Here is a 23,537-nt window from a genome sequence, read left to right as displayed (position 1 = left end):
CGGAGGATTCGCATGCAGATCCAGACCACCACCGCCGGCAGCCTTCCCCGCACCGACGCCCTCATGGCAGCCAACGCCTCACGTCCCTTCGCCGACGACGGCTTCACGTTCGTCCCCGGCGACGCCGCCTTCGACGCGCTCGTCGATGACGCGGTCGCCGACGTCGTCCGCCGCCAGCGCGAGGCCGGCATCACGCTGCCCGGCGACGGCGAGTTCGGCAAGGCGATGTCGAATGCCGTCGACTACGGCGCCTGGTGGTCGTACTCGTTCCAGCGCGTGAGCGGACTGTCGCTCACCGACGTGAACGCGTTCAATGAGCCACCGGTGCGGTCCGAGCCGGGCCGCGTGCGATTGACCTCGTTCCTCGATCGCCGCGACCGCGGGCTGTTCTCCGAGGCGTACCTCGACCCCGACAGCGGCATCGCCACCGGCAAGGTCGCGACGGCGTTCCCGACCACGACCGGGCCGATCGCCTACCGCGGGGCGGAGGCCGTCGCCGCCGACGTGCGGCATCTCACCGCCGCGCTCGACGCGGGCGAGACCGGCTTCCTCACCTCGATCGCCCCCGGCAGTGCCGCCCGGGTGCGGAACGAGTACTACGCCTCCGACGACGAGCACCTGTTCGCGTGGGCCGACGCGCTCCGCGAGGAGTACCGCGCGATCGTCGACTCCGGGCTCATCCTGCAGCTCGACGATCCGTCTCTGGCCGAGAGCTGGGACCAGATCAACCCGGCCCCCTCGGTCGCCGACTACGTCGCGTTCACCCGCACGCGGGTCGAGGCGCTCAACCATGCTCTCGCGGGGATCCCCCGAGAGCGCGTGCGCCTCCACCTGTGCTGGGGCTCGTGGCATGGCCCCCACGTCACCGACATCGAGCTGCGCGACATCCTCCCTGTGGTTCTCGAGGCGAACGTGGGCCAGATCTCGTTCGAGGCCGCCAACGTCCGGCACGAGCACGAGTGGGGCGTGTGGGCGGATGCCGCCGTCCCCGACGACCTGATCCTGGTGCCGGGCGTGGTCAGCCACGCGACGAACGTCGTCGAGCACCCCGACCTCGTAGCCCAGCGCATCGAGCGGTTCGCCGGGATCGTCGGCGCCGACCGCGTGATCGCCTCGACCGACTGCGGCCTCGGCGGACGCGTGCACCCGCAGATCGCCTGGGCCAAGCTCGAGGCGCTCGGCGAGGGAGCACGCCGCGCCCGCGTCTGACGCGGGGTGCCCGGCCTGCGGCCCGCCGGGCGGCGGTGTTCGTCGACGTCACCGGGGCACGGCAGAATGGTGCGATGGTCTCCGCGAGTCCCCACCTGCAGCCCGATCACGCCTGCCTCATCGTCCACGGCAGCGACACCCCCGGCATCATCGCCGCGGTCTCGGCTCTCATCGCCCGTCAGGGCGGCAACATCGTCGCGTTCGACCAGTACTCCGACGGCACGCGCGGCGGGGCCTACTTCCAGCGCGTCGTGTTCCACCGCCCCGACCTCGCGGCATCCCTCCCCGAGATTCAGGCCGATCTGCATCGCACTCTCCGCGACGGCTTCGAACTCGAGTGGAAGCTGACCGACCTGGCTACTCCCAAGCGCATGGCGATCCTGGCCTCCAAGCAGGACCACTGCCTGCTCGACCTGCTGTGGCGTCATCGCCGCGGCGACCTGCCGGTGAGCATCCCGATGGTCGTGTCCAACCACACCACTTCGGCCGAGGACGTCCGCTCCTTCGGCGTCCCGTTCTTCCACGTCCCGTCCACGCCCGGCCCCGACAAGTCGGCATCCGAGGCCCGCATCCTCGAGCTGCTGGTCGGCAACGTGGACTTCATCGTGCTGGCGCGGTACATGCAGATCCTCTCCCCCGACTTCCTCGACAAGATCGGGGTGCCGGTGATCAACATCCACCACTCGTTCCTGCCGGCCTTCATCGGCGCCGAGCCGTACAAGAAGGCGAAGGAGCGCGGCGTGAAGCTCATCGGCGCGACCTCGCACTACGTCACGAGCGACCTCGACGAGGGTCCGATCATCGAGCAGGACACGATCCGCGTCACGCACGCCGATTCGGCCGCCGAGCTCGCGCGCCGCGGCGCCGACGTCGAGCGCCAGGTACTCTCGCGCGCGGTGCTCTGGCACGCCGAGGACCGCATCATCCGCCACGGCAACCACACGATCGTCTTCACGTCGTAGCGCGCGATCCGGTCGCGGTAGCGCGGCATCCGGTCGCGGTAGCGTGCCCCCGGTCGCGGAAGCGCGGCATTCGGTCGCGGCCGTGCGCCCCCGGACCACCGAGACTGCACCTGCCTGACAAACCCACTGCAGCCTGCAGTGGAGATGTCAGTCGGATGCAGTCTCGGCGAAACGGCGGGTGGCGCTCGCGGCGGCGATGAGGCATCGACCGCAGCAGGGCAGCGGATGCCGCGACCCCCAAAGAGTCATTTGACGGTCGGCGCCCACGCGGGCACGATGGCGGGATGTCACGACTGGACGACCTGAGGGCGACCGCGCACCCGCTGCGCTTGCGCTTGCTGTCGCTGCTGACCGGCGCCGCGCTGAGCGCGGCCGAAGCGGGCCGCGAGCTCGGCGTCTCGCAAGCCGCGGCGAGCTATCACCTGCGCGTGCTGGAGCGCGCCGGGCTCATCCGCGTGGTCGAGGTGGTCCGCCTGCGCGGCGGGGATGCCAAGCGCTACCGTCACGAGTCGTCGGCGCGGCCGTTCGACGCCACCGCCCCCGTCCCGCCCGCCGCCCCCGCGGAGGAGGAGGCCTACGTCGCCGCGCTCGTCGAAGAACTGCGCCGTCGCGCGCTCGAGCGCACCGAGGGTCCCGCGGTGACGACCGACGCCGAGCTGTGGGTGGACCCCGAGGTGTGGCGCCGGGTCGTCCGTCACGTCGGTGAGGCCTCGGCGCTGCTGCATGCGGCCGCGCGGCCGCCGCGCACGCCGGGCACCCGCCCGGTCTCGATGACCGCCGCGCTGTTCCCGCTTCGGCGGAATCGATGAGCGGCTCTCCCCCGGCCGACGCGCGTGCCACGCGACCACACGGGCCCGGGCCCCTGGCATCCACCCCCTTCCGCTGGCTCCTCGCGGCGCGCACGACCGCGATCGTGGGCAACGCCGTGGCCCCGATCGCCCTCGCGTTCGCGGTGCTGGACCTGCCCGGGTCCGCCGCCGACCTGGGGCTGGTCGTCGCCGCACGCTCGATCGCCAACGTCGCGGTGCTGCTTTTCGGCGGCGTCATCGCCGACCGTCTCCCCCGCAACGTCCTGCTCGTCGGGACGTCGCTGGCCGCGGCCGCCACCCAAGGCACGATCGCCGCACTCGTCCTCACCGGAACCGCCGGCATCCCCGCCCTCGTCGTGCTCGGGGTGGTCAACGGTGCGGTGGCCGCGGTGAGCCTCCCGGCGGCGGCGGCTCTCGTGCCCGACACGGTACCCGCGGCGCAGCTGCGCCCCGCGAACGCGCTGCTGCGGCTCGGCCTGAACGCCGGCAGCATCGTGGGCGCATCCGCGGGAGCGGGCGTCATCGCCCTCATCGGACCGGGGTGGGGGCTCGCGATCGACGCCGCGGCCTTCGCCGTCGCCGCCCTGCTGTACGCGCGCCTGCGGCTGCCCGCGGTCCCGGCGGCGGCGGAGCGGACCTCCGTGCTGTCCGACCTGCGCGAAGGCTGGCGCGAGTTCTCGCGTCGACGGTGGATCTGGATCGTCGTGCTGCAGTTCGCCGTCCTCAACGCGGCGTTCACGGGCGCGACGGTGGTGCTCGGTCCGCTCGTGGCCGACGAGTCGCTCGGGCGCGGCGCGTGGGGCCTCGTCGTCGCGGCGCAGACCGCCGGGTTCGCCCTCGGGGCCGTGATCGCCTTGCGCTGGCGACCCCGACGCGCTCTCGGCATCGGCGTGGCGGGCATGGCGGTCGCCGCGCTGCCCGTCGCCGCCCTGGCCGCGGCCCCCGCGCTCGCGGTGCTCGTGGGGGCGTTCGCCCTCGGCGGGCTGGCGATGGAGGTGTTCGCGATCGCGTGGGACCAATCGCTGCAGTCCCACGTGCCCCGCGAGGCACTGTCGCGCGTCTACTCCTACGACATGGTGGGGTCCTTCATCGCGGTGCCGCTCGGTGAGATCGCGGTCGGCCCCCTCGCTCACGCCGCCGGCACGACCCCCGTGCTGCTGGGCTGCGCGGCAGTCATCCTGGTGGCCACCGCGTGCGCCGCCGCGTCGCGAAGCGTGTGGGGCATCCGGGCGGTGTAACGCCCGACGCCCCGCACGGCAACGCCCCCGTCCAAATCCCTCGCAGGTCTAGCGTGGAGCGCATGTCTCAGCAGAGCGACCACACCGCGGTGGACGACAGCAGCACCGACCGCCGCTTCTTCGGGCAGCCGTGGGCCCTCGCCCACATCTTCGGCGTGGAGATGTGGGAGCGCTTCAGCTTCTACGGCATGCAGGCGATCCTGCTCATCTACATGTACCACTCGGTCGCCGAGGGCGGCCTCGGCCTCGACCAGACCGTCGCGACCGGGATCGTCGGCGCCTACGGCGGGTCGGTGTACCTCGCCACGATCCTCGGGGCATGGGTGGCCGACCGCCTGCTCGGCTCCGAACGCGTGCTGTTCTTCAGCGCGATCGTGATCATGGCCGGGCACATCGCGCTTGCGATCCTGCCGGGCATGTGGGGCCTCGGTGTGGGCCTCGTCCTCGTCGCGATCGGATCGGGCGGCCTCAAGGCCAACGCCACCTCGGTCGTCGGGACCCTCTACGCACCGGATGACGCGCGCCGCGACGCCGGGTTCTCGCTGTTCTACCTCGGCATCAATCTCGGCGCGTTCATCGGCCCGATCGTGACCGGCGCGCTGCAGTCCTCGGTCGGGTTCCACTGGGGCTTCGGCGCCGCCGCCGTCGGCATGGCGGCGGGCCTGGTGCAGTACTCGTTCGGTCGGCGGGCGCTGCCGGCCGCGTCACGTGCGGTGCCCAACCCGCTGCCCGCCTCGCGCCGCGGGCTCGTGATCGGCGCCGCGGCCGCCGTGATCGTCGTGGTCGCCGTGCTCGTACTGCTGGGCGTCATCCGCGCCGACAACCTCGCCGGCATCGTCATCCTCGTGGTCGGCGCCGCCTCGATCGCGTACTTCGCGGTCATCGTCTCGTCGCCGGCCATCACCACCACCGAACGCTCCCGCGTGATCGGATTCATCCCGCTGTTCGTGGTCAACGTCGGCTTCTGGTCGCTCTACCAGCAGCAGTTCACAGTGCTGACGATCTACTCGGACGAACGTCTCAACCGCGACATCTTCGGTTGGGAGATGCCTATCTCGTGGGTCAACTCGATCAACCCGATCTTCGTCATCATCCTCTCGGGGGTGTTCGCCGCGATCTGGACGCGACTCGGCTCCCGCCAGCCCAGCGCGCCAGTGAAGTTCGGTGTCGGCGCGATCGTGATGGGGGCCGCGTTCCTGCTGTTCCTGCCGTTCGCCAACGGGCCCGCGAACGCGACGCCGCTCATCGCGATCGTCGGCATCCTGCTCGTCTTCACGATCGCCGAGCTGTTCATCTCGCCGCCCGGCCTGTCGGTGTCGACCAAGCTCGCGCCCGCGCGATTCCACACGCAGATGGTCGCCCTGTACTTCCTGTCGGTGGCGCTCGGCACCTCGATCGCCGGATGGCTCGCCGGCTTCTACGACCCACGCAACGAGGTGCCGTACTTCACGATCCTCGGCGCGATCGCCGTGGTGCTCGGCATCGCCCTCGTCCTGGCGGCCAAGCCCGTGCTCGCCCTGATGAGGGGCGTGCGCTGAGTCCGCGTCGCCGCGCGGGTGGGGGCGGGCGGGGCGGGCGGCGGGGCGGGTCGGCGAGGGTCGGCGGGCGGGTGGCGGGGCACCGGGGCGGGGTCGGCGTCGGCAGGCCGGGGCGGCGGGTCGGGGCGGCGGGTCGGTGGGGCGGCGCCGCTCGCTAGCTGACCCGCGAGACTGCATCCGGCTGACAAACCCACTGCACACTGCAGTGGAGACATCAGTCAGCTGCAGTCTCGGCGAAACGCGGGCGCCCGCGGCCCCGCCCCGCCCCGCCGCGCCCCCGCCCCACCGCGCTGCACGCCCACCTGTCGCGCTGAGGCGCCCCGGCCGCCCCGCCGCCGCGCTGCACGCCCACCCGTCGCGCTGAACCGCCCGGCGCACCGCGAGACTGCATCCAGCTGACAAATCCACTGCACGCTGCAGTGGAGTTGTCAGTCAGGTGCAGTCTCGGCGAAACGCGGGCCGGCGAAACCGAGGCCGGTCAACCGGGGGGCGGGACGCACACCGGCTTGCGCGAGGCTCAGGATGCCGCGTCCCACAGCGGTGTCAGCGCCATCAGGCGAGCGTCGCGCCACCGCACGCGCTCGTCCCAGTCCTCGAGGGGCAGCGCCGCGCGGCGTTCGGCCTCGACCCGGGCGACCAGGTCGGGCGTCCACGGGTCGCGCTGCCCGCGCTCGGCGCCCATGCGTGCGTACGACGCGCCCATGCGTTCGGCGTGCGCCGCGATGCCGCCGCGCACGTTGAGGTCGCTCGTCTCGAAGGGGCCGATGATGCTCCACCGGCGGCCCAGGCCGCTGCGGACGACCTCATCGACGTCCGCGGCGTCGACGATCCCGTCGCGCACCAAGCAGTAGGCCTCGCGCAGGAGCGCGCCCTGCAGTCGGTTGAAGACGAAGCCCTCGATCTCGCGCCGCAGCAGCACCGGGCGCAACCCGGCCGACCGGTACACGTCGGCGGCGCGATCGACGACTCCGGATGCCGTCACGGGCGAGGGGACGACCTCGATCACCGGCAGCAGATACGGCGGGTTCCCCGGATGCCCCACGACCACGCGCGCAGCGATCTCCGGGGCGAGTCCGTCCGCCAGGATGGACGGGGCGATCGCCGACGTCGAGCTCGCGAGGATCGCATCGGCGGGGGTCACCGCCGCGAACCGCGACAGCACATCGCGCTTGAGGTCGGCGCGTTCGGGGGCGCACTCCTGCACGAGCTCCGCATCGCGCGCGGCCGCCGCGGCATCCGTGTGCCATCCGATCCGCGCCGCCACCACCGGAGGTTCCTCGTCGAGCAACCCCGCGTCGGCGAGGAGCCGCAACCGGGCCCGCACGTCGGCGCGACCCCGCTCGAGTGCGGCCTCGTCGATGTCGAAGACCGCGGCCGGGCGCCCCGCGCGGGCGAAGAGCACCGCGAAGGCGACGCCGATCGCCCCCGACCCGACGATCGCGACGGGTCGGGCGCTCACTCGCCCCACCAGTCGTGGTCAACGGCGTGGCCGCGGCGCAGGATCTCGAGCACGGCCGCGCGGGTCAGCTCCCGCGGGTTGTTCGCCGTCAGTCGCGTGGCGAGCATCGCCTGGTCGGCAACGGCCTCGAAGTGCTCCGGCGAGAGGCCGAGGGTCGCGAGGTCGGTCGGAGCCCCCACCGCCCGCAGCAGTCGTTCGACTGCTCGGATGCCCTCCCGCGCCCGTTCCTCGTCGCTCGCGGAGGAATCTTCCGCCCCGAGGAGCTGGGCGATCTCGGCGAACTCCGCGACACGGCTCGGCAGGTTGTACCGCATGACCCAGGGCAGAAGGGCAGCGACGCCGAACCCGTGCGGCGTGTGCGTCAGGTTGCCGATCGGCGACTGGATGGCGTGCGCACCCGCGGTGCCCGCGGTGTTGATCGCCATCCCCGCGCAGTACGAGGCGAACATCGTGTCGGTGCGGGCGGCCAGGTCAGAAGGATCGGACGCGACCGCGGGCAGCGAGCGGCCGAGCAACGACAGCCCCTGACGCGCGTACACGTCGGTGAGCAGATTCTTCCCCGCATAGAGCTTGGTCGCGAGTTCCTCCGACGTCGGGTTCTTCGCGCGCCCCGTGAAGGCCTCGACCAGGTGCGACAGCGCGTCCGCGCCCGTCGCGGCGGTGAGCCCGGGCGGACACGTCAGCGTCAGCTGCGGATCGATGACGGCGACCGCCGCCTCGAGGTGCGGACTCGCGACTCCGACCTTCATGCCCCGCTCGCCATCGAAGACGACCGAGATGCACGTGACCTCGGCGCCCGTTCCGCCGGTCGTGGGGACGGTCACCACCGGTACTCCCGGTCCGGGCACGAGGAACTCGCCGTAGTAGTCGCGCACGTCGCCGCCGTTGGCGAGCACGACCGCCGACACCTTCGCGAGGTCGAGGCATGACCCCCCACCGACACCGACGATCACGTCGATGGGCAGCTCGCGATAGCGCTCGGCGACCGCCATGACGTTCTCACGGGGCAGCTCGGGCTCCGTGCGGTCGAACACTTCGACCTCGACGCCCGCGGCGCGGAGCCCGTCGGCGATCTCGCCGAACTCGGCGCTGGAAGACATCCGCTCGTCGGTGACGAGCAGGGCGTGGTGCCCGATCTCGGAGACGATCCGCGGCAGTTGGCGGCGCTGCCCCGGGCCGAACAGGACCGAGCGCGGCTGACGCAGCAGCCCCAGCGCCAGGTCGTTCTCGGTCCGGGCGGCGGCGGGCAGGACGGTGGTGTCGCTCACGAGAGGGCTCCTTCTTCGTCGACGGTGACGGCCAGGTACTTCGGCTCGAGGAATTCGTAGATACCGTCCTGGCCGCCTTCGCGACCCAGGCCGGAGGCCTTCACGCCGCCGAAAGCGGCGGCGGGATCGGCCATGATTCCGCGGTTGATGCCCACCATGCCGAAGTCGAGCCGCTCGGCGACGGCGAACGCGCGGGACAGATCACGCGTGAACACGTACGCGGCCAGACCGTACCGGGTGTCGTTGGCGAAGCGGATGGCATCTGCCGTGCTCTCTGCGCGGTAGATCGCCGCGATCGGGGCGAACAGCTCACGGTGGCAGACGTCGCTGTCGCGATCGTGCACCTCGAAGACAGTGGGTTCGAAGAAGTACCCGTCGCCGTCGATGGCGCGTCCCCCCGCGAGCAACGTCGCGTCGATACGCTCGAACTCGGCGACGAGTTCGGCCACGCCGTCGCGCTGCCGGGCCGAGATGATCGGGCCGACGTCGGTTCCAGCCTCGAAGCCACTCCCGACGCGCAGCGCTCTGGCGAGGGCGACGAAGCGCTCGATGAACGCGTCGGCGACCTTTTCGTGCACGATGATGCGGTTCGCGGCGACGCACGCCTGACCAGCGTTGCGGAACTTCGCGACGATCGCCTGCGCCGCGGCGGCCTCGACGTCGGCGTCGGCGAGCACCACGAAAGGTCCGTCCCCGCCGAGCTCCATCGAGGCGTTGACGATCCCTGGAGCGGCCTGGCGCAGGAGCGTCGCCCCGACCTCGGTCGACCCCGTGAAGCTCACCTTGCGCAGCCGCGGGTCGGCCATGACTTCGGCCGAGATCGCGGACGACGACGTCGTGTGCACGAGGTTGACGACGCCCGGCGGGAAGCCTGCGTCGGTGAGGACCGACACGAACAGAGCGCACGTCAGCGGCGTCTCGCGGGCCGTCTTGACGACAGTCGTGCAGCCTGCCGCCAGCGCGGCGCCGGCCTTCCGGGCGATCATGAGCAGGGGGAAGTTCCACGGCGTGATCAGCAGCGTCGGCCCGACGGGCTGGTGCGTCGTGACGATGCGGTACCCCCCGCGGGAGCCGTGCGCGAACGAGCCGTGCAGGTGGGCGATCTGCTCGGTGTACCAGAGGAAGAAGTCGGCGCTGAGCTGGAACTCCGCCCGCGACTCCGCGAGGGGCTTGCCGCTCTCCAGCGTCATGATCTCGGCGATGGCCTCGCCCCGCTCGAGCAGCAGCCGGTGCGCGCGGGCGAACAGGTCAGCGCGCTCGCGCGGGGGCACCGCGCCCCACGAGGGCTGGGCGGCGGCCGCGGCATCCAGCGCCGCCCTGCCATCGGCGGCAGTGCCGTCGGCGACGCGGGCGATCTCCGCTCCGGATGCCGGGTCGTAGACCGCGAAGTCGCCGTCACCGGCGCGCCACTCGCCGTCGATGAACAGATCCAACGGCACGGAGTGGCCGCGCAACGTCGCCGTTCGCGACGGCGGAGCGAGAGTGGTCATCGTTGATCCTTTCGGGAATCGTCATCTCGTATTACGGTAATAGCGACACCCGCCGGAGACCGGCGAGTGTCTCGATGTGAGACATCTCCCGAAAGGCCGCCGCCCATGCCCGTCATCGAACGGCACGCCGCCCCGCTGCGTCAGCAGGTCCTGCTGCTCTTGCGCGAGGAGATCCTCGAGGGTCGCCGCGCGCCCGGCGAGCGCCTTCGTGAGAACGATCTGTGCACCGCGTACGGGGTCTCCCGTACCGTCATCCGCGAGGCGCTCCGTCAGCTCGAGAGCGAGAGCCTGATCTCGGTGCTCCCCGGGCGCGGGCCGATCGTGGCCGTGCTGACCAAGCGCGAGATCGAGTCGCTGTACGAAGTACGGGCGGCCCTGGAGGGTCTCGCCGCGGCCCTGTTCGCGCGACGCGCGAGCCCCGCCGACTGCGCCCGACTGATCGACCATCACGCCGCCATGACCGCGGAATATCTGCACGGGACGCTCGCCAGCCGCGAAGCGAGCAAGTCGGAGTTCTACCGGATCCTGCTCACCGGAGCCGACAACGAGGTGCTCTCGGACGAGCTGTCGGGCGTCCACACCCGGATCGGCCTCTTCCGCCGCTACGCCTTCCTCGACGACGACCGCGTCGCGCAGTCGTTCGAGGAGCTGACGGCGATCGTGCGCGCCGCCGCGGTCGACCGCGACCCGGTCGCCGCCCGTGCCACCAGCGAGCACCACATCGAGCTCGCCGGACGCCTCGCGGTGCTCGAGTACGAGCGGCGCGTCACCTCCGACGGCAACCTCGTGCACCTCGACGAGGTCGCGGTATGAGCACCGGACGCCCCATTCCGCCGAACCCGCCGGTGGGGTACTCTCAGCGCACCCGACAGCCCGCCCCTCGCATCCGGATCGTGTGATCCGCATCGACGGGCGAGCGCGCCCGTCCTCGACGAAGGAGTCGAAGATGACCACCACCTCCGCGCGGCTCATCGAGCAGGCGAAGAACGAGATCCTCACCGCCTCGTCCGCCTCCGCCGCCCTGCGCCCCGACCTCGTGACCTCGTGGCAACGCTCGAAGGACGCCCTCGGCTCACCCGACCGCATCCGCGACGTGCCCCAGGTCGGCGTGGACCTGCTCGACAGCCACTTGCTCGAGATGTTCCAGGCTCCGCTCGCCCGCGTCTCGGACGAACTCGACGGCACTGGTCTGGGCCTCTTGCTCGCCGATTCCGAGGGACGCATCCTGCAGCGATGGACGCACGATCGTGCCGCCGCCGACCACCTCGACCGCCTCGGCACTGTGCGCGGAGCCGTGCTCTCAGAAGAGACCGTCGGCACGAACGGCGTCGGCACGGTCGCCGCGACCGGGCGCAGCGTGCAGATCACCGGCAACGAGCACTTCGCCGAGTTCTACCGCTCGGCGGTGTGCACGGGGAGTCCGGTGCGCCACCCGTTGACGGGCCGACTGCTGGCCGTGGTCACCCTCTCGACGCACATCACCGAACGTCCCGAACTCCTCCGACCGTTGACGCATTCGATCGCCGCGCAGCTCGGACAGCACGTGATGGATGCCGAGCGCCCGGCGGCCCGCAGCATGCTCGCCGCCTTCCTCGCCGCCTCCCGCGTCCAGCAGGGACCGGTCGTGGCGCTCGGCCCCGACGGCCTGCTGATGCAGAACCAGCGCGCCTCGCGGCTGTCGACCGCGGACATGGCCCTGGTCCAGCGCCTGTGCGCCGAGGAGTCACGGGGCGGTCGTGTCAACGTCGAGCTGTCGTCCGGGTACGCCGATGTTCAGGTCACTCGATTGCAGGACGGCGCGGGAAGCGTCGCCGTCGTCACCGTCGGGGAGCGCCCGGTCACGCACGGCGGATTCGGGCCGCTCCGCCCCGCCCTCGCCGGGCGGTCGAGCGAGTGGCTCGCCGTGGCTCAGACCGTCGCGCGGCACCGCGAGGCGCGCACGCCACTGCTCATCGCGGGCGAACCGGGGACGGGCAAGACATCACTGGCCCTCGGGCTTCCGCACCGCCCCGGCGTCGCCCGCGCCGCGACGGTCGTCGACGCCGCCGAGCGTCACGTGCTGGGCTCGCGCCGCTGGCTGCAGCGGTTGTCCGAGCGGCTCGGCGCCGGCGCCCCCGTGGTGGTCAAAGGCATCCAGACGCTCGATGCGGGTTCCCTGTCGGGCATGGTGTCGCTCGTCGACTCGGCACCCTCGCGTGGTGCCGTCCTCCTCACCCTGTCGGCCGCCGACCGCGCCGAGGCGGGATCGTTCGCGACCCGGGTCGGCTACCCGACGACGTGGGTGCCGGCCCTGCGCGAGCGTTCCGGTGACGTCGGCCCGCTCTGGCGGGTGCTGGCCGACCATGCCGCAGCCTCCGCGCACCTGGAGCCCACCCGCGACGCGCTCGCCGCCCTTGAAGCGCACGCCTGGCCCGGCAACATCGTGGAGCTGCGCAACGTCATCGAGCAGCTCGCGCTGAGCGGCCGCCGCGGTGCGATCGACGCGTCCGACCTACCCATGTCGGTCCGGGGTGCGCGATCGATGACGATGATCGAGCGCGCCGAGCTCGAGGCCATCCGGCGCGCCCTGCAGGAGGCCGGTGGCAACCGCTCCCGTGCCGCCGAGATCCTCGGCCTCTCCCGCGCGACGGTCTACCGCAAGATGAAGACCTACCGGCTGACGGCCTGACCGGCGGGCCCTGCCCATGTTCGCCCGGTGTCCCCGGGCGACGTCGATGATCGAGCGCGCCGAGCTCGAGGCCCTGCAGCGTGCGCTGCAAAGCCAACGGCAACCGTTCCCGCGCCATCGAGATCCTCGACCGATCTCGCGCCACCGTGCACCGCGAGACGGCGGAACCGCCCTCGCCGCACGCCCCGACCGCACGCCTCACCGCCCGCCGCACACGGAAGGGCGGAGGCACCCGACGTACCTCCGCCCTCGTCCCGCACCGACCTCCGTCAGGACTCCCGCGCCATCCGCCGCACGGCCCTGCGCCGCACGAGCACCGGCACGAACTCGCGGATGACCACGACCAGCACGAGCACGATCGCCTGCGTCAGCAGCTGCAGCGCGTCGGGCCAGCCGACCGACCGGAGCAGCTGACCGAGCTGCGTGAGGAACAGTGCAGCGACGGCGGTGGCGGCGATCGACGCGATGCCGCCGGTGAGCGCCGTCCCGCCGAGCACCACCGCGGCGACCGTCGGCAGCAGGTACTGGTCGCCGAGGAACAGCGCCGGGGTCTTGGTGTACCCGGCGAGCAGCACGCCGGCGGCGCCGTAGCAGAGACCCGCAAAGCCGTACGCCGCGATCTGGTAGGCCCGCACCCGCACGCCGACGACGGCCGCGGCGGGCTCGCTGACCCCGACCGCCGTGAGACGCCGGCCGATGATCGAGCGCTGCGTGACCACCGCCGCGACGGCGATCACGACGACCGCGATCAACGCGGTGTTCGGGATGCCCAGCGTGCGGGCCAGCGCGAAGCGATTCAGCTCGTCGGCCGCGCCCGAGGGCGTGCCGTTCGCGATCGAGAAGACCGTGCCCAGCAGCACGGCGTTCATGCCGAGGGTCGCGACGAGCGGCATGATCCGCAGGCCCGCCACGATCGCGCCGTTGAGCAGCCCGAAGACGCCCGGCAGCACCACCGCCGCCACGACCGCCGGCCACACGCCCCAGCCGTACTGCTGCGGCAGGGCCGTGGCGAGCACCGCGGCCAGCGCGATCATGCCCGACACCGACAGGTCGAGACCGCGCTGCTGCACGATGAGCGTCTGTCCGGCTGCGGCGATGGCGAGCACGGACGCGAACGGAAGCATCGACAGCAGGGGCGCGGCATCCAGGCTTCCGGGCGCGATGACGGGGCTCACGAGGAACAGCGCGACGGTCGCCACGGTGATCGGCACCCAACTGCCCGCGAGCGCCCGGCGCCAGACCGCCTCGGCCGAGCGACCGGTCGGCGGGACGGGGAGCGACGTGGTCGTGGTCTCCGGCGCGGAGCGTGGAGCGTCGATCCGGGTCATGAGGCACCTCCGGGAGAAGCGATGGCGGCGCCCCGCGGGCGACGTCGACGGCGACCGCCGCCACGCAGCGCGGCGTAGAGCCCCGCGGCGGCGAGCGTGACGAGACCGGGCAGCCAGTACGACCAGGCCTGCGACAGCCCGAGGAACGGCGAGACGTTGAGGATCTGCTGCACGAGGAACGCCGCGGCGATGACGGCGATGAACGACCCCCGTCCGCCGAAGATGCTCGTGCCGGCCAGGACCACGACGGTGACGGATGCCAGCGTGTACGACAACGACGGCCGCCCGTCGCCGATCCCGATCTGGGCCATGAGGATCACGGCCGCCGGGAGCACCAGCAGCGAGCACAGCACGTACGAGAGGAACCGCACCCATCCGACACGGATGCCGAGGCGGGCGGCGGCCGCGTCGTGCGACCCCACGGCCCGCAGCTGCACTCCCCAGCGCGTGCGGCGCAGGGCGATCTCGAGCAGGACGAGCACCACGATGCCCGCGATCGTCGCGATCGGCACCAGGCCGACGCGGGACTGGATCATGTCGGAGACCCCGGCGAAGATGACCCCTCCGGGCGTGGACCGCAGCAGCAGATACAGGCCCTGCAGCGCCATGAACATCGCGAGCGTCGCGACGACCGGACTGATCGCGAACCGGGTGACGAGCAGCCCGTTGATGACACCGACCCCGATGGCGCCGGCCACCATGAGGGCGAGGCCGACGTAGAGGTTGCCGCCGTCGATGATCCAGAACGACGAGAGCACGACGAGGAACCCCATGAGCGGCCCGACCGACAGGTCGAACCCCGACCCGAGCACCACGACCTGCTGCGCTGCTCCGACGAACAGCAGCGGCGCGATCATGAAGAGCAGGTTGTTGAGGTTGAACGGCGAGAAGTAGGCGCCGTTCGTGGTCGCGACCGCGATGGCGAGCGCCACGAAGGCCGCGGCGAGGGCGACGGCGGGAGCGTGGTCGCCGCGCAGCCACGCGCGGAGGCGGTGCCGACGGCCGTCGGTCTCCTCGCGGGCGCGCACGGTCGTGGACGTCAGAGCGGCGCGGGCGATCGCGGTCTCGGTGACCTCGTCCCCGGAGAGCTCCTGCACGACCTCGCCGCGCGAGAGGATCAGCACGCGGTCGCACAGTCCCTCCAGCTCGACACCGTCGGAGGACAGCACGACCACCGCGGCGCCCTCGTCGGCGGCCTCGCGGAGGATCCGGTAGATGTCGACGCGGGCCCCGGCATCGACGCCCTGGGTCGGCTCCTCGGCGAGGAGGACGCGGGGCCGGGCAAGGAGTGTCCGCGCCAGAACGACCTTCTGCTGGTTGCCGCCCGACAGGGACGAGACCGCGGTGCGGGGGCTCGGAGTCTTGATGGACAGGCGTCCGATCATCTCCTTCGCCCGCGCCACCATCCGCCGGTCGCTGACGAAGCCCGCGGCGGATGCTTCCGGCAGGGTGCCGGCCGACACGTTCTCTGCGACCGACAGCGGAAGGAACACGCCCTCGCGATGCCGGTCGGCGGGGACGTAGACGACCCCCGCGGCCGCCGCCCCCGCGGCCCCGCCACTCACGCGACGGCCGTCGACACTCACCTCACCAGAGGAGGTCTCCAGCCCCGCGAGCGCGCGGATCAGCGCCGCCTGGCCGTTCCCCTGGACACCGGCGAGACCGACGATCTCGCCGGAGCGGACGGTGAGCGAGACGTCGTGGAAGTGATCGCCGCTCAGCGCGCGGACCGCGAGCCGATCGGCATCCCGGATGGTGCCGGCGCTGCTGCCCTTCTCTGGGAAGACGGCCTCGAGCTTGCGGCCGATGGCCCGTTCGATGATCTGCGCCTCGTCCACGTCGGCCGCGGGGAAGGTGCCGCGCACCTTGCCGTCGCGGAGCACCGTGATGCGGTCGGAGATCTGCTTGACCTCGGGGATGCGGTGCGAGATGTAGACCACCGCGGCGCCACCGGCGACGACCTCGCGCACCCGCGCGAACAGCTTCTGCACCTCTTCGAGGCTGAGGTGCTCGGTGGGCTCGTCGAGGATGAGCACGCGCGGCTCGAGGGCGAGCGCCTTCGCGATCTCGACGACGAACCGCTGCTCGACAGACAGGTCGGCGACGCGGGATCGGGGGTCGATGCCCATGTCCCACGGGGCGAGCTGCTCGGCCGCCCATCCCACGGCACGGCCGAGGCCCCCGACGCGACGGAACCCGACGCCGACTGCCATGTTCTCGGCAACCGTGAGGTCGGGCAGCAGCGCCGGGTCCTGGCGGACGATGCCGAGGCCCAAGCGCCGCGCCTCTTCTGGATCAGCGGAGGCGAGTTCGGTGCCGGCGATCGACACCGTGCCCTCGTCCGCGGCGAGCGCCCCGGACGCCACGGCCATGAGCGTGGACTTCCCCGCGCCGTTCTCGCCGACCAGGGCGTGGATTTCCCCGGCGCGCACGTCCAGGTGCACGTCGGTGAGGGCGCGGACGCCCGGGAAGGTCTTGGTGATGCCGTCCAGTCTCAGCAGGGAGGAGACCTCCGCGGTCGTCCCCGGCGGCGCCGGGGACGTTCCGATGTCGATGTCGGTCATGGCGAATCCGTTCTGTCGGGTGTGCATCACTGGGCGAGGTAGCCGCCGTCGATGACGAGCTCGGAGCCGGTGACGAAGCTGGCCTCGTCGCTGGCGAGGAACACGACGCCCGCGGCGATCTCGTGGGGGTGACCGGCGCGCCCCATCGGGGTCTGCGAGACGACGTACGCGTTGACTTCGGCGGCCTGTGCGTCGGTCAGCGGGGTCTCGATGAACCCCGGGTGCAGGGAGTTCACGCGCACGTTCTGCGTGGCGTACGTGATGGCGGCGTTCTTGGACATGTTGCGGACCGCGCCTTTGGTCGCGTGATACGCGTGGGCGCCGCCGACGGCGGCCGATCCCCAGATCGACGAGATGTTGATGATCGACCCGCCACCCTGCGTGATCATGTGCGGGATCACCTCGCGCATGCCCAGCCAGACCCCGGTCTGATTGGTGGCCACGACCTTCTGCCAGTCCTCCATGGCGAGTTCGTGCAGCGGGTCGTAGGCGATGATCCCGGCATTGTTGACGAGGACGTCGATGTGTCCGTGGGCGTCGAGCACCTCGCCGACGACGCGGCGCCAGTCGGCCTCGGACGCGACGTCGAGCGGCGTGTACGCGATCGGACCGAACGTGGGGTCGGCCGAGGAGCGGGAAGTGGCGATCGTCGTCGCACCCTCTGCGTGCAGGGCCTCGGCGATCGCGCGGCCGATGCCGCGGCCGGCGCCGGTGACGACGGCGACCTTTCCGGTGAGTCGGTTCATGGCTTTCGTTCTCCTCCTGGGAGTGGAGTGGATGCCGGGGCCGCGACGCCGCGACCCCGGCGGGGGATCACTGGAACAGCTGCTTCAGCTGGTCGACCGACAAGCCCGAGGAGAGGATCGCGTCGGCGGGCAGGCTGCTCTCGCACTTCGGCTGCTTCGACGAGTCCGTGGAGTCCTCGATGATCTCGAGGTTGTACGTGGACGGCTCGTCGTTGGGCAGCCCGTTCGCCGCCGCGAGGGCCTTGTGCAGGGCCACCGTGACGATCCAGTTGCGGGAGGATTCCGTGGCGATCTGGTACGTCGGCTGCGTGTCCTTGTACTCGTACCAGAGGCAGGCGAACTCGTTGCTGTCGTTCGCGGACCACACCGGGAACGGCTTGCCCGCGGCCTCGAAGGCACGGATGCCGCCGACCGAACCGCCGCCGTAGTCGGCCACGATCCCGTTGATGTCGCCGTACTTCGTGATGAGTCCGGCCACGACCTGTTGCGTCTTCCCGGGCTCCCAGTCGGTCGCGACGGGACCGTCGGTGTTGAGCAGCGTCACCCCGGGGTTCTCCTTGACGGCTTCGAGGACGCCCTCGTAGACGCCCTGCGAGTAGGAGTTGCCGGCGATGCCGCCCAGCATGACCAGATTGCCCTTGCCGCCCATCGTCTTGATGGTCCAGTCGGCGAGGTTCTTGCCGTAGGTGGTGATGTCCTCGGACACGAAGTCGACGTAGTCCTTCCCGGGGGTCCCGCCGGGCGAACCGACGAAGGGCACGACCTTCACGCCGGCCTCGGTCGCCTTCTGGATCGTGGGCAGGAGCGCCTCGCCGCCGTCGACGAACGTGACGATGACGTCGACGCCCTGGGCCACGAGCGAGTTGATGTCGCTGATCGCCTTCTGAGTGTCGCCCTGCGCATCGGTGTAGAGGACCTTCGTGATGTTGGGGCACTTGGCCGCCTCTGTCTCGAAGATCGCGCGGGTGATCTTGCGCCAGGAGTTGCCGCCGAAGCCGTCGGCGAGTGCGACCGTGATGTCCTTGTCGCCGCAGAAGTTCGAGATGTCCTGGATGTCCCCCTGGACCCCGACGGTGCCGGTGGTGACCTGGCTGTCGCTCGAGCCGGAAGACGGCTCGTCGCCGGATCCGGCCGACAGCGATCCGGTCGAACAGGCCGAGGTGAGCAGGAGTGCGCCGGCGGCGGCCAGGGCTGCCGCCGCGCGGAGCGCGGTGCTGTTTCGCATGTGCGTGCCAACTTTCTCGTCATTGAGAGCCGGCCAGGAGGTGTATTCCCCGCTGTGGATGCCGGCACGGATGTGGTGGTGTCAGCAGTCTGCGGCGGCGAGCGGGGCCCCGATCGCGTCACGGTGAGACGCGAGTGACTCATTCTGCGACACCCCGTCGCGACGGCCGGAGGGCGGTTCATCCTGGGGTCACCGAGGCGCTTCGATGCCCCGGAACGACCTGGAATCCACGATGAGGAGGATCCGCGAATGGCCGAGAACAGGCCCACCGACGCCCTGGGGGAGATCTACGCCGAGTGGACCGTCGAGTTCACCGCCGCCCCCGACATGTCGCTCCCCGTCCTTCGATGGGTGTTCGAGGACTGGCAGCGCGCGACGGCCGAACCGGAGGACGTGACGTACCGTTCGACGAGCATCGGGGGCGTCCCCGGCATCCTGGTCACGCCCCTCGAGGCGGACCGCGATCGCATCCTGCTCGTGCTGCACGGCGGTGGGTTCGCTCTCGGATCGTCGGCGAGCCACCGCAAGATGGCGGGGCACCTCGCCAAGGCTGCCGGCTCGTCGGCGTTCGTCGCCGACTTCCGGCTCGCCCCCGAGCACCCGTACCCCGCGCAGCTGGACGACGCGGATGCCGTGATCGACGCCCTCATCGCGGACGGCATCGCCGCCGAGGCGATCACCCCGGTCGGCGACAGCGCGGGAGCGAGCATCGCGATCGCGACCGTCCTGCGCCGGCTGCAGCGCGGCGCCGCTCTTCCGGGCCGGGTCGCGACGATCTCGCCGTGGCTCGACATGGAGAACTCCGGCGAAACGATCGAGACCAACGACGCCACCGACTTCCTGATCGCCCGCGAGGGGCTGCAGGGGAACATCGACCGCTACCTCTCCGGTGGCGCCTCCCCCACCGACCCGCTGGTGAATCCGCTCTACGCCGATTTCACCGGGTTCCCGCCGCTGTTCATCACCGCGAGCGACGCCGAGTCGCTGTACTCCGACGCGGTCCGCCTGGCCGAGCGCGCCCAGCGCGACCGCGTCGACGTGACCTTCGACACCGTCTCGGGCGAGCAGCACGTCTGGCCCCTCCAGGCGGGACGTCACGCCCCCGCCGACACCTCCATCCGCCTGATCGCCGAGTGGGTGCGGGCGACCAGCTCGGCCCACGTCTCGGCATGACCCTCTCCACCGAAAGGACCCCCGCCATGAGCGACTTCACTGCCCCCGGCACCCCCGACCGCGACTACGACGCCATCGTCATCGGCGCCGGTTTCTCGGGTCTTGCGATGCTCCACCACCTCCGCGAGATCGGCCTGCGCACCCTCGCCGTCGACGGCGAGGACGGCATCGGCGGCACCTGGTGGGTGAACCGCTACCCCGGTGTCCGCACCGACAGCGAGTACTCGTACTACTCGTTCTCCTTCTCCAAGGAGGTGCGCGACGAGTGGACCTGGACCGAACGCTACCCCTCCGGCGAAGAGGTGCTGTCGTACCTCAACTTCGTCGCCGATCGTCTCGACCTCCGCCGCGACATCCGGCTCAACACCCGGGTCGAGTCCGCCGTGTACGACGAGGATGCCAACACCTGGACGGTCCATCTCGCGGGTGGCGACACGCTCACCACGAAGTACCTGGTCAGCGGCATGGGCGTGCTGTCGCAGCCGATCTTCCCCGAGATCCCCGGCATCGACACCTTCCGCGGCGAGAAGTACCACACGGCGCAGTGGCCGCGGGAGGGAGTCGACCTGTCGGGCAAGCGCGTCGGGCTCATCGGCCTCGGTGCCTCCGGCATCCAGATCGTGCCCGTCATCGCCGGCCAGGTCGACGAGTTCTTCGTCTTCCAGCGCACGCCGAACTTCATCGTCGAGACGAGCAACGACAAGGTCTCGGAAGAGGACATGGCGTGGCTCCGCGAGAACTACGACCTCGTGTACGAGAAGGCCGCCAACCACCCGTTCGGCGTCGCGATGGAACCCGCGGAGCACAGCGCGCTCGAGGTGTCCGAGGACGAGCGGCGCCGCATCTTCGAGAGCAAGTGGAACGAGGGCGGGTTCCACTTCGCCAACGAGTGCTTCACCGACCTCGCCACCAACCACGAGGCCAGCGAGCTGGCATCCGAGTTCATCCGCACGAAGATCGCCGAGATCGTGAAGGACCCCGAGACGGCGGAGCTGCTCTCGCCGCGCACGTACTCGTTCAACGGCAAGCGCGTCCCCACGGGGCACGGCTACTACGCCGCGTTCAACCACGACCACGTGCACCTGATCGACACCGCCGAGACCCCCATCACGGCGATCACCGAGAAGGGCGTGAAGGTCGGCGACACCGAGTACGAGCTCGACGTCCTGATCTTCGCGACCGGCTTCGACGCCATGACCGGCACCCTGACGCACATCGACATCGTCGGCCGCGGCGGTCGCACGCTGCGCGAGAAGTGGGCGGAGGAGGGGCTCAAGTCGAACCTGGGCATCAACGCGCACGGCTTCCCGAACTTCTTCATGTCGCTCGGACCGCAGACGCCGTACTCGAACCTCATCGTCCCGATCCAGCTGGGCGCGCAATGGCTCCAGCGGGCCCTGGCGTGGGCAGAGGAGAACGGCATCGAGTACTTCGAGGCGACACCGGAGTCCGAGGACTGGTGGCGCGACGAGACCGAGAAGACCGGTCGCCAGACCGTCATGTACACCGAGGGCAAGAAGGCCAAGGCCTGGTTCCTGGGCGAGAACATCCCCGGCAAGCCCGAGGAGTTTCAGGTCTACATGGGCGGCGGCCAGGTGTATCAGCGGTACTGCCGCGAGCTCGAGGAGTCCGGCTACGCGTCACTCCTCCACCGCGCCGACGCCAAGCAGCCCGTCGACGCCTGATCCCACCCCACCCCGGCGGGGACGCCTGCGAGCGCGTCCCCGCCGTCACGAAAGGAATTCCCCATGGCACGACTGCAGGGCAAACGCGCGGTGATCACGGGAGCCGCGTCGGGAATGGGCCGCGCGACGGCCGAACTCTTCGCCGCGGAGGGGGCGCGCGTCGCGCTCCTGGACGCACAGCCCGAGGCCGGCGAGGCGGTGGCCGCCGGCATCCGGGAGTCCGGCGGCGAGGCGACCTTCACCCGGGTGGACGTGACGGACGAGGCCGATGTCCGCGGCGCGATCGACGCCGCCGCCGAGACGTTCGGCGGACTCGACGTCCTGATCAACTGCGCCGGAATCATCGGCGCCGACAAGCCCACCCACGAGGTGACCGAGGAGGAGTGGGATGCCGTGTTCGCGGTCGACGTGAAGGGCGTGTTCTTCGCGACGAAGGCCGCCGTTCCGCACTTCCTCGCGGCCGGAAAGGGCGCGATCGTGAATTTCTCGTCGATCTACGGGATCCTCGGCAACGACGAGTTCACGCCGTACCACGTGGCCAAGGGCGCGGTGAACATGCAGACGAAGCAGGATGCCGCCAGCTACGGCCGTCACCGGATCCGGGTCAACGCCGTCAACCCGTCGACAGTGCTCACTCCGCTCGTCGAAGGCATCGCCGCCGAGTACCCGGGCGGAATGCCCGCCTACGAAGAGATGATGACGGCGCACCAGTCGATCCGCCGACTCGGTCGGCCCCTCGACGTGGCGTACGCGGTGCTGTTCCTCGCGTCCGACGAGGCCGACTGGATCACGGGCGTCACCCTGCCCGTCGACGGCGGGTACACGGCCCGATGAGCTCCCCCGACGAGGTCACCGTCTACGGCAGACAGGACTGTGCCGACACACTCCGCACCCGCGCTCTGCTGCAGGACGCGGATGTGCCGTACGTGTTCGTCGACGTCGAGGCATCGGCATCCGACGCCGCCCACGCCGCCGCCCTCGGCGGCAGCAGCAAGGTGCCGGTCGTCGTACTGCCCGGCGGTGCGGTGCTCGTCGAACCCCCCGACTCCGCGCTGCGCGCCCACCTGTCGCGCTGAGGCGCCCCGGGCACCGCGAGACTGCATCCCGCTGACAACTCCACTGCACGCTGCAGTGGAGTTGTCAGTCAGGTGCAGTCTCGGCGAAACGCAGGCCGCCGCCCCGCACCGCCTCAGTACACGTACTCCATCAGCTCCACGCCGAGCACGCGGAACGCGTCGTGCGCCCGGAGGCGGTGGGCGATCGAGAGGTCGTCGAAGTTGACGATGAGGGCGTAGGCGACTCCGGCCCGCGGACCGCCGAGCACGCCGGCCTCGGCTCGAACGCCGTCCGAGCGTCCGGTCTTGTTGACGAACAGCAGGCCGTGGCGGTCGTTCTCGTGCGCGAACGGGTCCAGGCCGGTCGCGGATGCCACGAGCGACAGGTCGTGGTTCAGGCTCAACCACTCCGCCACCTGGGCGCTCACCCCCGGGGAGACGACGGTGGAGTTGACCAGCCCGGCGAACACGGCCGCCATCTCGCGCGCCGTGGACAGCGCCAGGTGCGGGGCGTCGTCGGGCCCGCGGTCGTCGCGGAAACGGTCCAGCAGGGCGGTGCGGCGCAGACCGAGCTGCTCGATGCGCGAGCGGACGGACGGCAGGCCCACGCGCTGCAGCAGTGCGTTCACGGCCCACGCGTCGCCCGCGGATGCCGCGAGCACCGCCACGTCCGCCAAGGGAAGCGCGGGGGCTTTGAGGTGCTGCCACACTCCCCCGGTCGACGCGGTGTGCACGCTCGCGCGGTCGATGATCTCGAGCGCGTCGACGCGCCCCGCCTCGATCGCGGCCGCGATCTCGATCAGGAGCGGGACGACCCCGAGCCCGGCGACGGGGAGAGTGACGAAGTCGTCGCCCTCGAGCACCGTCGAACCGCCGTCGAGGTCGTCGATGCGCACCGACACCTTCGCCCCGGATGCCGCGAGCTCGTCGAGGGCGCGGAGCGTCGCCGTGAACGACCGGCGTCCCGCGGCGGCGCGCCGGGGCAGACGTCGCGGTCCTTTGCGCGCCGACCCGCGGAGCGCCGGGGCGTCGCGTCGAGACGACTCCACGGGCACTCCGGCGGGATCGGGTACGGCGGGCTCGGGAACCGGGGGCATGTCCACGAGCGTGGCTCCTTCCG

General features: G+C 71.2%; 19 protein-coding genes. 11 read left to right on the top strand and 8 right to left on the bottom strand.

Going from position 1 to position 23,537, the window contains the following annotated elements:
• The first annotated feature begins 12 nt into the window (after positions 1–12).
• The 5 genes from AC3E6M_RS02615 to AC3E6M_RS02595 all read left to right on the top strand — a co-directional run bounded on the left by AC3E6M_RS02615 (position 13) and on the right by AC3E6M_RS02595 (position 5,756).
• A complete protein-coding gene (locus AC3E6M_RS02615; protein WP_138178130.1) occupies positions 13–1,209 on the top strand; it encodes a cobalamin-independent methionine synthase II family protein in 1,197 nt (398 codons plus the stop codon).
• A 74-nt stretch (positions 1,210–1,283) separates the two neighbouring features.
• Positions 1,284–2,171, top strand: a complete 888-nt coding sequence (purU, locus tag AC3E6M_RS02610) for a formyltetrahydrofolate deformylase (RefSeq protein WP_138178132.1) — start codon at positions 1,284–1,286, stop codon at positions 2,169–2,171.
• A gap of 284 nt (positions 2,172–2,455) precedes the next feature.
• On the top strand, positions 2,456–2,980 hold the full coding sequence (locus AC3E6M_RS02605; RefSeq protein ID WP_394529921.1) for an ArsR/SmtB family transcription factor: 525 nt from the start codon (positions 2,456–2,458) through the stop codon (positions 2,978–2,980).
• Complete coding sequence (locus tag AC3E6M_RS02600) at positions 2,977–4,218, top strand: MFS transporter (RefSeq protein ID WP_490528949.1); 1,242 nt, start codon at positions 2,977–2,979, stop codon at positions 4,216–4,218. The genes AC3E6M_RS02605 and AC3E6M_RS02600 overlap by 4 nt, the downstream gene beginning before the upstream one ends.
• Before the next feature lie 62 nt (positions 4,219–4,280).
• Positions 4,281–5,756 (top strand): peptide MFS transporter, encoded by a 1,476-nt coding sequence (locus AC3E6M_RS02595; protein ID WP_490528948.1) that lies wholly within the window; start codon positions 4,281–4,283, stop codon positions 5,754–5,756.
• 517 nt (positions 5,757–6,273) lie between these two features.
• Here the strand turns inward: AC3E6M_RS02595 and AC3E6M_RS02590 are convergent.
• From AC3E6M_RS02590 to AC3E6M_RS02580, 3 genes are read right to left on the bottom strand one after another with little or no spacing between them, the layout of a single operon-like run.
• A complete protein-coding gene (locus tag AC3E6M_RS02590; protein WP_490528947.1) occupies positions 6,274–7,215 on the bottom strand; it encodes a 3-hydroxyacyl-CoA dehydrogenase in 942 nt (313 codons plus the stop codon).
• Entirely contained in the window at positions 7,212–8,483 is a 1,272-nt protein-coding gene (locus AC3E6M_RS02585) for an iron-containing alcohol dehydrogenase (RefSeq protein ID WP_138177203.1), read from the bottom strand. Before AC3E6M_RS02585 ends, AC3E6M_RS02590 begins: the two co-directional genes overlap by 4 nt.
• Complete coding sequence (locus tag AC3E6M_RS02580; protein WP_138177201.1) at positions 8,480–9,973, bottom strand: NAD-dependent succinate-semialdehyde dehydrogenase; 1,494 nt, start codon at positions 9,971–9,973, stop codon at positions 8,480–8,482. The genes AC3E6M_RS02585 and AC3E6M_RS02580 overlap by 4 nt, the downstream gene beginning before the upstream one ends.
• Before the next feature lie 105 nt (positions 9,974–10,078).
• Between AC3E6M_RS02580 and AC3E6M_RS02575 the strand changes: the two genes are divergently transcribed.
• Both AC3E6M_RS02575 and AC3E6M_RS02570 read left to right on the top strand, forming a co-directional pair.
• Complete coding sequence (locus AC3E6M_RS02575) at positions 10,079–10,786, top strand: GntR family transcriptional regulator (protein WP_490528946.1); 708 nt, start codon at positions 10,079–10,081, stop codon at positions 10,784–10,786.
• A 133-nt stretch (positions 10,787–10,919) separates the two neighbouring features.
• Positions 10,920–12,641 carry a sigma-54-dependent Fis family transcriptional regulator gene (locus AC3E6M_RS02570; protein WP_138177195.1) on the top strand — a complete coding sequence of 574 codons (1,722 nt, stop codon included), beginning with the start codon at positions 10,920–10,922 and terminating at the stop codon, positions 12,639–12,641.
• A 269-nt stretch (positions 12,642–12,910) separates the two neighbouring features.
• On the opposite strand, the gene AC3E6M_RS02565 is transcribed toward AC3E6M_RS02570, so the two are convergent.
• From AC3E6M_RS02565 to AC3E6M_RS02550, 4 genes are all read right to left on the bottom strand, one after another.
• Positions 12,911–13,969 carry an ABC transporter permease gene (locus AC3E6M_RS02565; RefSeq protein WP_490528945.1) on the bottom strand — a complete coding sequence of 353 codons (1,059 nt, stop codon included), beginning with the start codon at positions 13,967–13,969 and terminating at the stop codon, positions 12,911–12,913.
• Entirely contained in the window at positions 13,966–16,533 is a 2,568-nt protein-coding gene (locus tag AC3E6M_RS02560) for an ATP-binding cassette domain-containing protein (protein WP_490528944.1), read from the bottom strand. Before AC3E6M_RS02560 ends, AC3E6M_RS02565 begins: the two co-directional genes overlap by 4 nt.
• A 26-nt stretch (positions 16,534–16,559) precedes the next feature.
• Entirely contained in the window at positions 16,560–17,279 is a 720-nt protein-coding gene (locus tag AC3E6M_RS02555; protein WP_138177186.1) for an SDR family NAD(P)-dependent oxidoreductase, read from the bottom strand.
• Positions 17,280–17,346: 67 nt separating this feature from the next.
• Positions 17,347–18,504, bottom strand: a complete 1,158-nt coding sequence (locus AC3E6M_RS02550; protein WP_138177183.1) for an ABC transporter substrate-binding protein — start codon at positions 18,502–18,504, stop codon at positions 17,347–17,349.
• A 249-nt stretch (positions 18,505–18,753) separates the two neighbouring features.
• On the opposite strand from AC3E6M_RS02550, the gene AC3E6M_RS02545 reads away from it, so the two are divergent.
• From AC3E6M_RS02545 to AC3E6M_RS02530, 4 genes are all read left to right on the top strand, one after another.
• Positions 18,754–19,677 (top strand): alpha/beta hydrolase, encoded by a 924-nt coding sequence (locus AC3E6M_RS02545; RefSeq protein WP_138177180.1) that lies wholly within the window; start codon positions 18,754–18,756, stop codon positions 19,675–19,677.
• Positions 19,678–19,703: 26 nt separating this feature from the next.
• Positions 19,704–21,362, top strand: coding sequence for a flavin-containing monooxygenase (locus AC3E6M_RS02540; protein ID WP_138177177.1), 1,659 nt, complete (start codon positions 19,704–19,706; stop codon positions 21,360–21,362).
• Positions 21,363–21,425: 63 nt separating this feature from the next.
• On the top strand, positions 21,426–22,196 hold the full coding sequence (locus AC3E6M_RS02535) for an SDR family NAD(P)-dependent oxidoreductase (protein WP_138177174.1): 771 nt from the start codon (positions 21,426–21,428) through the stop codon (positions 22,194–22,196).
• Positions 22,193–22,438 (top strand): glutaredoxin family protein, encoded by a 246-nt coding sequence (locus AC3E6M_RS02530; RefSeq protein WP_138177171.1) that lies wholly within the window; start codon positions 22,193–22,195, stop codon positions 22,436–22,438. The genes AC3E6M_RS02535 and AC3E6M_RS02530 overlap by 4 nt, the downstream gene beginning before the upstream one ends.
• A 113-nt stretch (positions 22,439–22,551) precedes the next feature.
• Here AC3E6M_RS02530 and AC3E6M_RS02525 read toward each other — a convergent pair whose 3' ends face one another.
• Positions 22,552–23,514: a serine hydrolase gene (locus AC3E6M_RS02525; RefSeq protein ID WP_138175892.1), complete on the bottom strand. Its 963-nt coding sequence runs from the start codon at positions 23,512–23,514 to the stop codon at positions 22,552–22,554.
• Between the last annotated feature and the right edge of the window lie 23 nt (positions 23,515–23,537).

It is taken from the genome of Microbacterium sp. SCPM-O-B-15248 (M128) (genome assembly GCF_058214835.1).
This window is presented reverse-complemented; position numbering and strand designations above follow the sequence as displayed.